Raw genomic sequence first — 13,461 nt, forward strand, 5'->3', positions numbered from 1 at the left:
CACCCCCCAGGTCATCCGTTCGACAGGGGGCAACAGTCATGCCGGGCCCGGAGGCCAGCGGCCCTCTTGCAGGACCGCGAAGAAGATAACGGGGGGGGGGGGGGGGGGGACGGCAAGTCCCCGACGTCCGTGCAGCGATCAGGCGATCGGCGGTCACCGCTCGACGGTGCCATTGCCCCGGGCCCGAGCCGAGGCCCGAGTCTCCGTGGACTCCGACTGTGCGTCTGCCTGGACCAACTCCCAGGACTGGCCCGGCAAGGGGCGGACCGGCCTGAGCAGGCCGAGGCGCGGTCACTCCGAACGGGCCGCGCACACCGTGACGTTGCACTCGGGCCCCGAACGCGTCCGCGTTCACGATCCACCCCCACGACGCCCCTGGGATCCCATCCCGCCCGCCCGTAAGATCTTTGCTCACGCGGACGCCCGCAACTGCTCGGGTCTCCACAGCGTCCACTGCGACGTAGCCACGGGGGTCCGCCCTGCGGCTGTCGGAAACGGGAGGGAGCCGTCATGGCCAAGAAAGACGCGGATATCACTTATGCCGAGATGGACAAGGAAGCGGGCAAGCTTCTGAAGGACATGCACCGGCTGCACGGCGAGCTGGACACCATCGACGACCGCATCAAGCAGCTCGTCGAGAACGGCTACACCACCCAGAAGGGATCCGCCGCCTTCGAGGAGTCGTTCAAGGACTTCACCAAGGGCGCCAAGAAGGCCATGGAGGGCCTGGAGGGCATGTCCGAGTTCCTGAAGAAGGCCAAGCAGGCCTACGAGGACCTGGACGAGCAGCTCGCGAAGAGCGCCAAGGGTTCCTGACCCAGGCGGCGCTCCGGTGCGCGACGGGATGTCCCGGGTGTCCCGTCGCGCTGCGGGCTCAGGCTCATGCGGAGCATCTCTGCTTGGCTAAGGGTGGCGCATCAGGTGTTTGTGGAGGTCGCTGCGCCATTCCTCCGTCGTCAGGGAGAGCCAGGATCCGTCGCGGAAGCGGATGCGTAGCTTGTTGCTTTCGTACTCCCCGAGCGACGGGTCCTCGAGGACGGCCGACCCGGTGGGGAGTTCGGCGACGATCTGCATGCGGTCCTCCCGGCGGACGGTGACCCGCTTGGGCGGCGCGGCCAGCAGGATGCGCCCCTCGGCCAGCATCACATACCGCTGGTGGTGGGAGGAGTGGCTGTACCAGCGCAGGAGGAACTGTCCGGCTGCGCCGTTCCAGTCGCCGTCGAAGGTCTTGTCGAGCCCTTGGTCGGCGAGGGCCCGGCCGCGACGTTTCGCTTCCAGGTCCTGTTCGCGGGCACGCTCACGTTCCGCCTTTGTCGACAGCATGCGCTTGAGGGCCTCCTCACCCGACGCGAGAAGGCTGAGCAGCATGACGAAAGGCATGAGCGGGGCCACGAGGACGGCGCCGACCATGCCCAGCGGTCGGAGTAACGCCGGCCGCAAGGGTCCGGCACCGGCGGCGTCGTGTACATGAGGGGGTGGCTCGGGGATCTTGCCGATCGTGCACCAGGCTCCGGCGTCCGGGGCGATACCTAGGCGGTTGCGTATGGTGCGGTCGGTGCTCCTGGACAACCCGTCTCACCTTCCTCGCTGCCTGCGGGGCAATGTCTCGCAGCAGTGTCTCATGTTTCTGATGGGGGAATTCTTTAATGGCCGACAGAACCGCGTACGACCTTGACATGATCAAACAGTGCTCGCGGGATCTGGGCAAAATTCACCGCGAGTTCGAGGAACATGGGAATCCTGCGGACGAATATCGCGATGAACTGGGGCATGGTGGGCTGAAGGAAGCATTCGACGATTTCGGCAGCACATGGAAGAAGACGCGGAAGAAGCTCACGAAAGAAATCAAGAAATTGGCTGAGTATACAGCTGCTGCCGCTGAGAAATACGAAGAGATCGACCATGAGCTGGCGAAGGCGATCGCGGAGGCCAAGGGGAAGGGCAAGAAATGAGCAGGCGCTCAAGTGACTGGCCGCCGTTGTGGGACGACGACCCCACTCCCGGCGATCCGTACGAGGTTGCGGCGCTCGGGCGCAAACTGCGCAACATGGCCGACATGATCGATGAGCAGGCTCGCGTCATCAAGGCCCTGTCGTCGGTGGAAGGTTGGGACAGCGATGCCGGACGCGCGTTCAACGAGATCTCCGATGGCGCCGGGGACCGGTTGAAGAAGGCGTTCGAACGGTACGACGAGGCCGCCAAGGCGCTGGGCACGAAGGTGGCCGAAGGCGAGTCCAAGGAGTTCGCCGGTGAGTTGCTCCGTGCGCAACGGAAGGCCGACAAGGCTCTCGCCGACTACCGAGAGGCGGAGACGGACCACGACGTCGCAGATCGGGAGGTGAAGAAGTTTTTGGACAAGTATCCGGTCGTGGCGGACATTCCGGAGGCGGAACGTCCCGAGTACGAGCGGTGGAAGAACAAGCGTGATGAGGCGCTGCTTCGACTGGGGCAGGCGCGCAGGGACGTCAAGGACGCCCGGGGCATCTTCGACGATGCCGGTGACAGGGCCGCCAGGCACATCAAGAACGTCGTCCATCACGACGACGTGCGAGACCCGGGCGGATTCATGAACTGGCTAGCCGACTGGGCCGATATGTTCTCGAACATATCGGCGATCCTGTCCGTTCTGGCCGTGATCTGCGCATTCATTCCACCGCTGCAGTTCCTTGTGCCGATTTTTGCCACCCTTGCGGTTCTGTGCAGCGCGGCTGCGTTGGCCGGCCACGCGTATGACATGTCGGTCCGGGGTGGAAAGGTCGACTGGCTGAAGCTCGGAACCGATGCGCTGGGAATCCTTCCGGGACTCGGTGCGCTCAAGGGGTTCCGGGCTGTAGTGGGTCTGAAGGGCCTTGCCAAGCTGAAGGCGTTCGGGAAGCTCGGGACCTGGGGTTCGTTCCGGGGTGTCGCCGCAGTGGACGGCATTGGACACAATTTCCTCAATGGCATCAGCGTGGGCCTCACGAACAGGGTTCTGCAGGTGGGGTTCAATTTGGGGAAGAAGATGAACATCCCCCACCTCGCCGATGAGTTCACTGCGATCGGTGGCAAACAGATCACCGCAGTGATCAAGGGTGGTGGACTGGCGAGCGCGCTGAACCGGATGTTCAACGGCGAGAACGGCGGCACTACCGGATACCAGGAGCCGGGTCCAAAGCCGACGGTGACGCCCAGTCCCTCCCCGCGGCCCTCTCCGCAGCCTTTCCATGCAGCCCTGGCTGCCTGACACCCGGTTGCCGTCATCGTGGAAGAGGAGGGTAGGACCGCATGGTCAATCCAGCTGAACTCGGAGAGTGGGAGTTCATTGGCCGGCGAGGTGGTGAGCCCACACAGCTCGTTCCTGGGGAGACCATTTTCGCCGTTCCCGCGGCGAGGTCTCTGGCCGAGGAGGCGAGCCGGGAGCTGAGGTTCGACTTCTTCGATGACCACGCGGTGCTGCGTCTGCTGAGACTCAGGCACCGTGACGAAGAGGACCTTTTCGACGCCGGATTCAAGATGGGTGTACCGCTGGCCTTTGTGGGTTTCGGCGCGGCGGTCTACTGGGGAGGGGTGGCCCAGTACTGGGAGTCGGGAACGTCCCGGACCGTCTATCTGGCCGCCGCGGCCGCCATCGTTACGGGTCTCCTTGTCACCTTCGTTCGCACGGCGGTGAGGCAGTGGGGGGATCCGGTACGGCAGAACCTCCGGGCCCGCGCCCGGAAGTACAGGGAGTTGGCGCACGTCGCCCGAAAGGGCGGAGCAGACGTTCCCGCCTTCTATCCGCACTACGGGCCGTATCCCTTCGCGGCGAAGTTCCGTCCCGATGTGGCGGACCTGGAATTGACTGATGAGGAAGGGCGGACGTGACAGCGACGGCGGCCGAGGACGGCGTTCGGGGCTCAGCGGGCGGCGCGGGCATCGACGTTCGATGGATCATGCCGGAGGGGTTCTTCGAGATTCCCATGGATGCCGAGGATCTCGATCAGACTGCCGAGCAACTCGTGGAGCTGGCTGTGCAGGCCATGCCCGACGCGGATTTTGACGTACAGCTCCAGTGGGCCGTCATGATTGCCGCGCAGTACGACTCGTTTGTCGAGGCTGGGGTTCAGTACGCAGGCTTCTGTATGACAGAGGTGGACGGCACGCGTTGTACGGCCACCGTGAGCGTGAGTATGACCGACCTCGACAGCCGGGCCGGAGCCAACCCTGTCGGATTCCTTGGCTCGACCATGAGGCACCTCGGCATCGGGCAGGTGAGCGAATTCGAGCTTCCCTGCGGTCCCGCCGTCTCCTGCATAGGCACCCGAAAGGCCAGTCTCGACGGCAGCCTTACCGCTTCTGGTCAGGCCGAGCCCGTCCTGACGTCGTTCATCCAGGTCCAGATTCCGCTCAACAACGGAACCATCCTGGTGATGGAGATGGGCACACCGACTCCCGAAGGCTGGGACGTTTTCTCGTCGATGTTCGCCGGCGTGGTGAAGAGTGTCCGCCTGTTCAATGAGGCGGGCAAGCCTGTCGTGATGCCGGCATGACGACGGGTCCGGACACGGTGACCCCGCCCAGGGACTACCGTCTGCTCGTACCGCGCGATTGGTTCAGGATCGATCTCACACGGGACCGATGGCGCGGGCAGTTGAAAACCTTCGTGGACCGTCAGGCGGAGGGCAAGAACGTGACTGCCGAGGCCAAGACGCAAGCTTGGACGGTCTTGCGGAACACGGCGGAGGCCGGTGTCCGGACCGGTGCGCTGGAACTGTTCCTGCGGCCGGAACTGGCCGACGGCAGCGTCATGCCTGCTTCTCTGCTCGTCTCTCTGGTCCCGGGAAGCGGGTCGCTCACCAGCGAGGAGCTCCTGTCCTCCTTCCACATAAGGGAGCAGCAGAAGGGAACAGGCGCAGAGGTCACGGCAGCCGTACTGCCGGCCGGCGAGGCTGTGCGCATTATGACGCCGACCAGGATGGAGTTCTATGTTCGCATGCCCGGAGGGGTCGGCTCTCTGGTTCTCGCGTTCGGTGTGCCGGTGACCGGCATGAGCGGGCCGATGTACCGGCTCTGCCTTTCGATCGCCGGATCACTGCGCTGGGTTTTCTGACGTTCCCGGCCAGGTGGGCGACGGACGTGGCAGGGCCGACCAGGAAACCCCGGCTGGAGTGAGCCCGGAGAGCTGTCACCTCAACCCTCCCTCGTGCGGGGCTCATCCGCGATTGACGGACTGAATTTCCTGCACCGTGACCGCCTGTTCCCCACCGAAGGTGCCGTTCGGCAGTTCGCCGCCGGTGCCGCCGCTGCCGGCCCAGGTGATTTCCCAGGTGATGGTGGCCCGGAGCGTGAAGTTGCTGTCACCGGACGACCGCAGGTACCTCAGCCCACAGGGCGGGATTCGGTCGGCCTTGCCTTTGGCGTACGGCTCGCCGATCGAACCGTCTTCGTTGAGTGGGCACTCGCCAGAAGCGGGGTAGGTCTCCGCGTCCTCGGTGCCGGGCTCCAACTTCAGGGCGACGGGCCTGGCGGTCGTGGTCGCGCGGATATGGATACCGCCGGCGTCCAACTGCGCGGTGACGGAAACCTCTTGGAAGCGGGCTCGGTCCAGCCATGCCCACGTGGGCAGATTCACCTTGGTCACCTCCGCGGGGGCGAGGTCGACTTCGGTCCCGGGCAGCCGGACTCGGTTGTAGGCCAGTTCGGCGAGAACCTCGGGGGTCACCGCGTTCTGGACGGGCGGTGCCTCGCCGTTGTCGACCCAGAACGGCGCCTCGTCACAGAGTTGGGCCTCCGGTTCCATCCAGCGGTTCTCGTCCTGGACGGCGACCCACCATGTACCCTCGTCCTTTTTGTCTAGGTTGTAGTTTTTGTACGTTCCATCTTTGTATTCGTTGCGGAACATGCCGACAGAGGTTTTGGCGTAACTGTGCTGGCCGGGAGCGTTGATCGTGTCGGTGTAGAGATCTTCGACGTAGTTCGCGAACTCCTCGGCTGATCGCGGTTCGTACCAACAGGCGGGAGGTGTCCAATCGCCCGTCGGGGCGAGGCCACCGGTTCCTCCGTCACCGCTGCCACTGCCTCCGGTGCTGCCCGTGTACGTGATCCTCGAGACCAGGCTCCTCCCTGACCTGGTGCCTTCGGCATCGATTTCTGACTCCGACTGACCCGGGCCCCGCGCCGCCGCCGTGCCGGTCACCATGCCGGAAGCGATGACGAGCACACTGACGACGACTGCCGAACGGCTCAGGGTGCGCATGTCCTGTCCCCTCGCTTGGACATGACCTTCGTCGTCTGCCAGACGCCCTTGCTGTTCTTCTTCAACTGCGTGCTGTACGTGACGAACGGGCTCTCGTCAGAGGGCGACTTGTCGACCTTCCCGGTGGTGCGGCTCTTGTTGTAGGACTTGCTTTCATCCGCGCAGTAGGCGACAGCCGCAGTGTCCTCGTCGGCCACCTGGACGTCTGGGGCGAAGTACCGGGTTACCCCCGTGAAGGTGAGGTCTTCGTCGAGCCAGGCCTGGATCCAGTTCTGTGCGCTCACCAGCGCGTCACCCTGGCGGTAATAGGAGAGGGCCGGTGAATCCACGTCACCCTTGAGGATGGCGTCGTCTACAGCGTTGATCGTCTGGGCCACGTCGGACAGCACCGCGTCCTCAGCGGGCTTACCCGTTTTCCAGTTGTCGAACTTGTTGACCACATCATCCGGGAAGGTGATGTCCGGTCTGTCTGCGGGGCCGGAAAGGCTCGCGCCGGGGGAGGGCGAAGCCGATTCGGTGGTCTTCTCGGTGCCCGCGATCTTGTCGTTGGCCTCGCCCTGGCCGTCTCCGCCGCCGCATGCGGTCAGGAGCAGGGACGCGGACGCGGCGAGCGCGACAGCAACGGGCAAGGTGCGGCGCTTCACAGTTGACTCCCCCGTGAGACAGGTCGATTCGAGCACGTCGAACGTATAGGTGAGGTTCGCGGAGTGCCACATCCACCGTGTGGAACTTGCCAACGCCGACTGGAAGCCGTCGGTGTGCCGGTACGAGCCCATGCACGGGCGGCCGGACGGCCGCGATCACCGTTGCCACACCCGTGGCCCTGCGGGTGGAGGCCGGCACCGCCGACGCCGACCCGCAGACATGCACGTACCTGGTCAAAAGCAAGGGCGGCTGTACGGTCGACAGCGCCGCCGCCGGTTGCCGTCACCTACCGTCGGAGACGGTGACGACGTCACCGCGGCGCGCCCCTCGCTCGGACGCCACCCGCCGCGCTCACTCCTCCAGCAACTTGCGCAGCGCCGGCGACAGTTCCGGCACCCGCGCACCCGCCGCCTGTGCCGCCGCGACCTGTCGGACGTAGGCCAGGGCCTCCTGCCTCAAACGCTCCTTCTCCGCGCCCTGTCGGCTGCCCGAGACCCAGACCGAGATGGCGAGGGGCACGAGGAGTACGGGGGCGAGATAGCCGACGGGTGCGTCGGAGGTCGCCGCCCACAACGCGCCGCCTCCGCCCGCCGCGATCAGCAGACACCCCGCTTCGTCGTGCCAGCCGCCCTCGTCCGCCATCGCCTCGTACGACGCGACGGTCGCCGGCTTCGGGGGGACGGACACCGGCTTCGGGGGGACGGACACCGGCGTCGCGGGGTCGGCGGACACCGGTGTCGTCGGGGCCGTGCTCGGCTGCGCCTGCGAGGGCTGCCCGGGGGCCGCCTGCTCGGCTACCGGCTCGACCTTCGGATACGACGGTATGGGCGCCGCCCCCTTCCCGGTCCCGTCGGGCGACCTGCCCTCCAGCCAGTACGGCACATGGGTCAGGGGCAGGCCGTGTGCCCGCGCCAGTCCCAGCAGTTGGCGGTACCCGGCGAGCCACGGATGCAGCAGCTCCCGCTTCCAGCGAACGCGCATCGCCGTCAGGGTCGCCACGGCCAGCACGAGCCACACGCCCGCTGGGCCGAACGCCAACGCCGGGCGGTCGGAGAGTGCGGGGACGAGCGGAGCGGACATCGGCCAGAGCACGGTCAGCGCCATGGCCAGTGCGCCGATCCAGGCGAGCGGGCCGCGCTGCCTTGCCGCCAACGCACGGCGGCGCTCTGCCAGGAGGGCGGAAACCGCCGCGTCGTCCAGATAGTCGGCCCCGACTCGGGTCCCCAGTGCGCGCGCCGTCTCCAGGACACGGGCGTCGGATGCCAGCGTCGCGCCGTTGACGGGCAGCAGTTCCACCTGGTTGCCGGTGTGAGTCACCGCACTGTCCCCGCTTCCGACGTCTCTTCCTGATCGTGAGGATCCAAGATCATGGCATGGCGATTGCCGGACCTCGTGAGTCGATCGTGGAGGACCGATGGTCGGCGCGTGAGGAATCCGGCCGTTCGCTCCCGTACATGGACCCGCCTCTTGCGGTGGCTCCCGTAAAGAGGGGGAGACGCGGCACAGTTGTCCTCCGACGGATGGTGACGAGGTGATGTGCGTTGCGCCGGACGCGCCTTGAGGGCCTTATGCACGGCTGATACGGTGCCATGGCTTGACACTCGCCTCGGCGCTGGCTACTCGTCCCGGCGCGTCGCGGCGCCGACGTTTGCGCGGCGCATGACGCATGCGGACGTTTCCGCGTGCATGCGAGGGCCCCTGGGAGCGAAGTGTCCGGACTCATCGGCGAACTGGCAGAATGATCTTGGGTGTACGGGGAGCGGCTGCGTGAAGATCCAAGAGCGTACGGGGGCGGGCGCCGGGCGTTCCGCGGCACCGGCTCAGCCGTCGGTCGGTGACCGGCTTCCCACACCTCCTCGCGAGCGCAAACCCGCGCTGGCCGCACTCGCGGTGCTGCTGATCCTGGTCGGCGCGCTCGGCGCCACGATGCTCGTGCTCCAGGCCGGCAACCGGATCGAGGTCATCAAGGTGACCGCGGAGTCGATCCCGGCCGGCGAGTCCGTCGAGGACGGCGACGTCACCTCCGTGATGGTGGCCGAGGACGACACCATCAACTACGTCCGCTGGGAGCAGCTGGACGCCCTCAAGAAGCTCAAGGCCAAGTCGACGATCCATCAGGGCACCGTCCTCGTCGGCAACATGTTCACCGAAGGCGACTCGGTCCCCGCCGGCAAGGCCGCCGTCGGCCTCGCCCTCAAGGAGGGCCAGTACCCCAAGGACCTCGAGTCCGGCCACACCGTCGCCGCCTACCGCGTCGGCAGCACCGCGTCGGGCAGCGGCTCGGACTCCGACGGCGACGCGTCCGACGCCGGCAGCGGCGGCAGTGGGGCCGGTGGCGTCCTCGTCGACAGCGCCGAGGTCCGCAGCGTCGGCACGCAAAGCGACTCCACCGTGTCCACCGGCACCCTCGTCGTGAACCTCGTCGTCGACCAGGCCGACGCCGCCGCCCTCGCCCAGGCCGCGGCCGCCGGCGAGGTCGCCATCGTGCACATCCCCGGCAACGGCAACTAGAAAGCGGGCACCACACCCATGGCGCTCATCGCTCTCGCCGCCGACAAGGGTTCCCCCGGCGTCACCACCGCGGCCGTCGCCCTCGCGGCGGTCTGGCCGCGGCGCGTTCTGCTGGCCGAGACCGATCCGGCCGGCGGGGACCTGGTGTACCGCTCCGCCGCGGCGCACGGCGGGCCGCTCAACCCGAACACCGGGATGCTGTCCATCGCCGCCACCGCGCGCCGGGGGCTGGTGCCCGACCAACTGTGGGATCACGTACAGCCCTTGAGCGGCGGGCTCGAGGTGCTCGTCGGCCTCGGCATCGCCGAACAGGCCGCCGGGCTCACCGGGCTGTGGCCCACCCTGGGGCGCGCCTTCGCCTCGCTCGCCGACTCCCCGCACGCGCCCGCCGACGTCATCGCCGACTGCGGACGCATCAGCGGGGACACGCCCGCGCTGGAGCTGTTCCCGCACGCCGCGCTGGTGCTGCTGATCTCCCGCACCGAGCCCGAGGCCCTCGCCCGGGTACGGGACCGGGCCGCCGCCCTCTCCGCCAAGCTGCACGGCGGCCCGCGCGGCGCCGCGAGCCTCGCCACGCCGCTGATCGGCGTCGTCCTGATCGCCGACCCGGGCACCGCCGGCAAGCTCGCCGGGCAGGTCAACGACATGCTCGTGCACGCCCAGACGGGCGCGCGCGTCGTCGGCACCATCGCCGACGACCCCGCCGGCGCCGACCAGTTGGCCGGGCGCAAGCGCGGACGGCTCGACAAGTCCCTGCTGATCCGCTCCGCCCGCAAGGTCACCGCCGACCTGTACCAGCAGTACGGCGCCGCCTGGTCCGTGCCCGCCCAGGGTCAGGGCCAGGCCGGCGGCCACGCGGGAGCCGGGCGATGACCGCTGTCGACCACCAGCTGGTCAAGCGGTTCCGGCAGGAGGCCGGCGACCGTATCGCCGAGCAGCGCCGCCTCGACCAGGTCAACGGCGTCACGCCGATGTCCAACGAGGACGAACGGCACTACGCCCGCGCCGTCATCGCCCAGATCCTGGAGGACTACGCCCGCGCCGAGATCAACGCGGGCCGGACCCCCCTCGACGCGGAGACCGAGGAACAGTACGCGGCGGCCGTGCACGCGGCCCTGTTCGGCGTGGGACGGCTCCAGCCGCTGCTGGACGATCCGCAGGTCGAGAACATCGACATCAACGGCTGCGACCAGGTCTTCGTCGGCTACGCGGACGGCCGCGAGGTGCGCGGGGAACCGGTCGCGGAGACCGACGAGGAGCTGATCGAGCTGATCCAGGTCCTCGGCGCCTACTCCGGACTCTCCTCCCGGCCCTTCGACTCCGCCAACCCCCAGCTCGACCTGCGCCTCCCGGACGGGTCCCGGCTTTCGGCCGTCATGGACGTCGCCCGGCGCCCCGCCCTGTCCATCCGCCGCGCCCGCATGGGCAAGGTCTTCATCTCCGACCTCGTCGGCAACGGCACCCTCACCCCGGAGGTCGGCCACTTCCTCGCCTGCGCGGTCCGCGCCCGCAAGAACATCATGATCGCCGGCGCCACCAACGCCGGGAAGACGACCCTGCTGCGCGCCCTCGCCAACGAGATCCCGCCCCACGAGCGGCTCATCACCGTGGAACGCGCGCTGGAGCTGGGGCTCGACCAGTTCCCCGAACTCCATCCGAACGTGGTCGCGTTCGAGGAGCGGCTGCCCAACTCCGAGGGGCAGGGCGCGATCGGCATGGCCGAGCTGGTGCGCCGTTCGCTGCGCATGAACCCCTCCCGCGTCATCGTCGGCGAGGTCCTAGGCGACGAGATCGTCACCATGCTCAACGCCATGTCGCAGGGCAACGACGGCTCGCTGTCCACGATCCACGCCAACAGCTCCAGCGAGGTCTTCAACCGCATCTCCACCTACGCGCTGCAGGCCTCCGAGCGACTGCCCATCGAGGCCAGCCAGATGCTGATAGCGGGCGCGGTCAACTTCGTCGTGTTCATCCAGCGGCGCAACGACTACCAGAGCGGCGGCCGGCTCCAGCGCATGGTCACCTCCGTCCGGGAGGTCAACGGCGTGGACGGCCGCGTGCTGTCCAGCGAGGTGTTCGCCGAACTGCCCGACGGGCGGGTGGTGCCGCACGCGCCGATCGCCTGCGTGGAGGAACTGATCGCGCACGGCTACCGGCCCACCGGGACCTGGGGATGACGACCATGAAACTCGCCGCTCTCGACTCGCTCGGCTCCATGGGCGGACTGTTCTCCACGACCGTGCTGTACGCCCTCGCCTGCGGCGTCGCCGTGGGCGGCGGACTCGCGCTGCTGCTGGTCGCCGTACGCGGACTGCCCGCCAGGCCGGACCACGAGAGGCAGAGGGCCGGCGAGCGGGCCGGTGAACTGCTCCGCTTCGCCGGTCGGCGAGGCTCCCTGGCCGCCCTGATCGGCCTCGCCGTCCTGCTGCTCACCCGCTGGGCCGTGGCCGGCATCGCGGCCGGCGTGCTCGTCTTCTTCTGGGACCGTCTCTTCGGCGGCGCCGCCGAGGAGCGCGCCGCCATGCGCCGCGTCGAGGCCCTCGCCTCCTGGACCGAGTCGCTGCGCGACACCATCGCCGGCGCCGTCGGCCTGGAACAGGCGATCCCCGCCTCCGCCCGTGCCGCCGCGCCCGTCCTGCGGCCCCATCTCGACGCCCTGGTCGACCGGTTGCGCGCCCGCACCCCGCTGCCCGAGGCGCTCCAGGCGCTCGCCGACGAGATCGACGACGCCTCGGCCGACATCATCGTCGCCGCGCTCATCCTCAACGCCCGCCTGCGCGGCCCCGGTCTGCGCCAGGTCCTCGGCGCGCTCGCCAAGTCGGCGCGCGAGGAGGTCGACATGCGTCAGCGCGTGATGGCGCAGCGCGCCTCGACCCGCCGCTCGGTGCAGATCGTCGTGGGCGTCTCCATCGCCTTCGTCCTCGGACTGTCCGTCTTCAACCGGGAGTTCGTGGAGCCGTACGGCAGTCCGGTCGGCCAGCTCGTCCTGGCCTGTGTGTGCGGGCTGTTCGGGCTCGGCTTCTGGTGGCTGCGCAAGCTGTCGACCATCGAGACGCCGGAGCGGTTCCTGGTGCGCGACGACGCGGCGGTGCAGTTCGTACGGCCGCGGACGCCCGCCGCGCCGGTTCAGACGCTTCCGTCGGACGAGGGGGCACGACGGTGAACGACCTGACGATGCCGATCGTGGTCGGGGCGGTCCTCGGCCTGGGCGTGTACGCCCTCGTCCGCGCGCTGATCCCGACCAGACGCAGCCCGCTCGCGCAGGTCGCCCGGATCGACGCGATGCGGGCGCGCGGGACCGCGTACGAGTCGGCCCGGACGGTGCAGGACACCGGCCGGTTCGGCGCGCTGCGCGCCCAGGTGGGGCGGCGGGTCGCGGAGTTCTACCTCCAGCAGGGCTGGGAGCAGCGGTCGTTGCGGGCGGACCTCGCGGTGCTGGAGCGCAGCTGGGAGAAGTTCCTGGCGACGAAGGCGCTGCTGGCGGTGACGGGCCTGTTCTTCGGGCCGTTCCTCTTCGCCGTCGTCTGGACGCTGGGCGTCGGCCGCAGCCCGATCGTCCCGGTGTGGCTGGCGCTGCTGTGCGCGGGCGTCTTCTTCGTCCTGCCCGACCTGGAGGTACGGCGGGACGCGGCCGCCAAGCGGCGTGACCTGCGGCGCGTGATCGGCGCCTACCTCGACCTGGTGTCGATGAGCCTGGCCGGCGGCCGGGGCCTGCCCGAGGCCCTGATGGCGGCGGCGGAGGTCTCCGACGGCTGGGCGACGCGGCGCATCCGCAACGCCCTCGCCGACGCCCGGATCACCGGCCTCAGCCAGTGGCAGGCGCTGGGGCAGCTCGGCGAGGAGCTGGGCGTGGAGGAGCTGAAGGACCTGTCGGCGTCGCTGGCCCTGGTCGCCGACGACGGCGCCAAGGTCCGCGAGTCCCTCGCCTCCCGCGCGGAGACCATGCGCCACCGCGAACTGGCCGAGATCGAGGGCAGCGCGGGCGAGAAGTCGCAGTCCATGCTCGTGGCGCAGCTGCTGCTGTGCGCGGGGTTCCTGGTGTTCCTGATCTTTCCGGCGGCGATGCGCGTGTTCCAGGTGTGAGTCCGGAC

General features: G+C 68.5%; 15 protein-coding genes. 11 read left to right on the forward strand and 4 right to left on the reverse strand.

Translation table 11 applies throughout. The annotated features are described in order from the left end of the window. The first annotated feature begins 510 nt into the window (after window positions 1-510). Window positions 511-816, forward strand: coding sequence for a WXG100 family type VII secretion target (locus tag ACZ6KF_RS31140; RefSeq protein WP_356632394.1), 306 nt, complete (start codon window positions 511-513; stop codon window positions 814-816). Window positions 817-903: 87 nt separating this feature from the next. Here the strand turns inward: ACZ6KF_RS31140 and ACZ6KF_RS31145 are convergent, their stop codons facing one another. Continuing rightward, on the reverse strand, window positions 904-1,368 hold the full coding sequence (locus ACZ6KF_RS31145; protein WP_469241418.1) for a hypothetical protein: 465 nt from the start codon (window positions 1,366-1,368) through the stop codon (window positions 904-906). Between the two features lie 278 nt (window positions 1,369-1,646). On the opposite strand from ACZ6KF_RS31145, the gene ACZ6KF_RS31150 reads away from it, so the two are divergent. From ACZ6KF_RS31150 to ACZ6KF_RS31170, 5 genes are read left to right on the forward strand one after another with little or no spacing between them, the layout of a single operon-like run. After that, on the forward strand, window positions 1,647-1,952 hold the full coding sequence (locus ACZ6KF_RS31150) for a hypothetical protein (protein ID WP_469160075.1): 306 nt from the start codon (window positions 1,647-1,649) through the stop codon (window positions 1,950-1,952). Continuing rightward, entirely contained in the window at window positions 1,949-3,223 is a 1,275-nt protein-coding gene (locus tag ACZ6KF_RS31155; RefSeq protein ID WP_469241420.1) for a putative T7SS-secreted protein, read from the forward strand. The genes ACZ6KF_RS31150 and ACZ6KF_RS31155 overlap by 4 nt, the downstream gene beginning before the upstream one ends. A gap of 41 nt (window positions 3,224-3,264) precedes the next feature. After that, entirely contained in the window at window positions 3,265-3,843 is a 579-nt protein-coding gene (locus ACZ6KF_RS31160; RefSeq protein ID WP_469160077.1) for a hypothetical protein, read from the forward strand. After that, window positions 3,840-4,508 carry a hypothetical protein gene (locus ACZ6KF_RS31165; protein WP_469241422.1) on the forward strand — a complete coding sequence of 223 codons (669 nt, stop codon included), beginning with the start codon at window positions 3,840-3,842 and terminating at the stop codon, window positions 4,506-4,508. The genes ACZ6KF_RS31160 and ACZ6KF_RS31165 overlap by 4 nt, the downstream gene beginning before the upstream one ends. Continuing rightward, on the forward strand, window positions 4,505-5,068 hold the full coding sequence (locus ACZ6KF_RS31170) for a hypothetical protein (RefSeq protein WP_469241424.1): 564 nt from the start codon (window positions 4,505-4,507) through the stop codon (window positions 5,066-5,068). Before ACZ6KF_RS31165 ends, ACZ6KF_RS31170 begins: the two co-directional genes overlap by 4 nt. A gap of 102 nt (window positions 5,069-5,170) precedes the next feature. On the opposite strand, the gene ACZ6KF_RS31175 is transcribed toward ACZ6KF_RS31170, so the two are convergent. The 3 genes from ACZ6KF_RS31175 to ACZ6KF_RS31185 form a co-directional block, all read right to left on the reverse strand. Beyond that, on the reverse strand, window positions 5,171-6,214 hold the full coding sequence (locus ACZ6KF_RS31175) for a hypothetical protein (RefSeq protein WP_469241426.1): 1,044 nt from the start codon (window positions 6,212-6,214) through the stop codon (window positions 5,171-5,173). Further along, window positions 6,202-6,858, reverse strand: a complete 657-nt coding sequence (locus tag ACZ6KF_RS31180) for a hypothetical protein (RefSeq protein ID WP_469241428.1) — start codon at window positions 6,856-6,858, stop codon at window positions 6,202-6,204. The genes ACZ6KF_RS31175 and ACZ6KF_RS31180 overlap by 13 nt, the downstream gene beginning before the upstream one ends. Window positions 6,859-7,210: 352 nt before the next feature. Beyond that, entirely contained in the window at window positions 7,211-8,176 is a 966-nt protein-coding gene (locus ACZ6KF_RS31185; RefSeq protein ID WP_469241430.1) for a hypothetical protein, read from the reverse strand. A 450-nt stretch (window positions 8,177-8,626) separates the two neighbouring features. Between ACZ6KF_RS31185 and ACZ6KF_RS31190 the strand changes: the two genes are divergently transcribed. Genes ACZ6KF_RS31190 through ACZ6KF_RS31210 form a run of 5 tightly spaced genes read left to right on the forward strand, consistent with a single transcriptional unit; the run spans window position 8,627 to window position 13,453 of the window. Next, window positions 8,627-9,370 carry a hypothetical protein gene (locus tag ACZ6KF_RS31190; RefSeq protein ID WP_356632381.1) on the forward strand — a complete coding sequence of 248 codons (744 nt, stop codon included), beginning with the start codon at window positions 8,627-8,629 and terminating at the stop codon, window positions 9,368-9,370. Window positions 9,371-9,388: 18 nt separating this feature from the next. Continuing rightward, on the forward strand, window positions 9,389-10,243 hold the full coding sequence (locus tag ACZ6KF_RS31195) for a hypothetical protein (RefSeq protein ID WP_356632379.1): 855 nt from the start codon (window positions 9,389-9,391) through the stop codon (window positions 10,241-10,243). After that, window positions 10,240-11,547 (forward strand): CpaF family protein, encoded by a 1,308-nt coding sequence (locus ACZ6KF_RS31200; protein WP_356632377.1) that lies wholly within the window; start codon window positions 10,240-10,242, stop codon window positions 11,545-11,547. Before ACZ6KF_RS31195 ends, ACZ6KF_RS31200 begins: the two co-directional genes overlap by 4 nt. Window positions 11,548-11,585: 38 nt before the next feature. Continuing rightward, on the forward strand, window positions 11,586-12,533 hold the full coding sequence (locus ACZ6KF_RS31205; protein ID WP_469160104.1) for a type II secretion system F family protein: 948 nt from the start codon (window positions 11,586-11,588) through the stop codon (window positions 12,531-12,533). A gap of 11 nt (window positions 12,534-12,544) precedes the next feature. After that, window positions 12,545-13,453 (forward strand): type II secretion system F family protein, encoded by a 909-nt coding sequence (locus ACZ6KF_RS31210; RefSeq protein WP_356632375.1) that lies wholly within the window; start codon window positions 12,545-12,547, stop codon window positions 13,451-13,453. Window positions 13,454-13,461 lie beyond the last annotated feature (8 nt).

It is taken from the genome of Streptomyces sp. NPDC046379, from assembly GCF_055587785.1.

Coding starts and splice junctions, on each gene's coding strand:
- ACZ6KF_RS31140 (WP_356632394.1), top strand. CDS start 511: ATGGCCAAGAAAGACGCGGATATCACTTATGCCGAGATGGACAAGGAA.
- ACZ6KF_RS31145 (WP_469241418.1), bottom strand. CDS start 1,368: ATGCTGCTCAGCCTTCTCGCGTCGGGTGAGGAGGCCCTCAAGCGCATG.
- ACZ6KF_RS31150 (WP_469160075.1), top strand. CDS start 1,647: ATGGCCGACAGAACCGCGTACGACCTTGACATGATCAAACAGTGCTCG.
- ACZ6KF_RS31155 (WP_469241420.1), top strand. CDS start 1,949: ATGAGCAGGCGCTCAAGTGACTGGCCGCCGTTGTGGGACGACGACCCC.
- ACZ6KF_RS31160 (WP_469160077.1), top strand. CDS start 3,265: ATGGTCAATCCAGCTGAACTCGGAGAGTGGGAGTTCATTGGCCGGCGA.
- ACZ6KF_RS31170 (WP_469241424.1), top strand. CDS start 4,505: ATGACGACGGGTCCGGACACGGTGACCCCGCCCAGGGACTACCGTCTG.
- ACZ6KF_RS31175 (WP_469241426.1), bottom strand. CDS start 6,214: ATGCGCACCCTGAGCCGTTCGGCAGTCGTCGTCAGTGTGCTCGTCATC.
- ACZ6KF_RS31195 (WP_356632379.1), top strand. CDS start 9,389: ATGGCGCTCATCGCTCTCGCCGCCGACAAGGGTTCCCCCGGCGTCACC.
- ACZ6KF_RS31200 (WP_356632377.1), top strand. CDS start 10,240: ATGACCGCTGTCGACCACCAGCTGGTCAAGCGGTTCCGGCAGGAGGCC.
- ACZ6KF_RS31205 (WP_469160104.1), top strand. CDS start 11,586: ATGGGCGGACTGTTCTCCACGACCGTGCTGTACGCCCTCGCCTGCGGC.
- ACZ6KF_RS31210 (WP_356632375.1), top strand. CDS start 12,545: ATGCCGATCGTGGTCGGGGCGGTCCTCGGCCTGGGCGTGTACGCCCTC.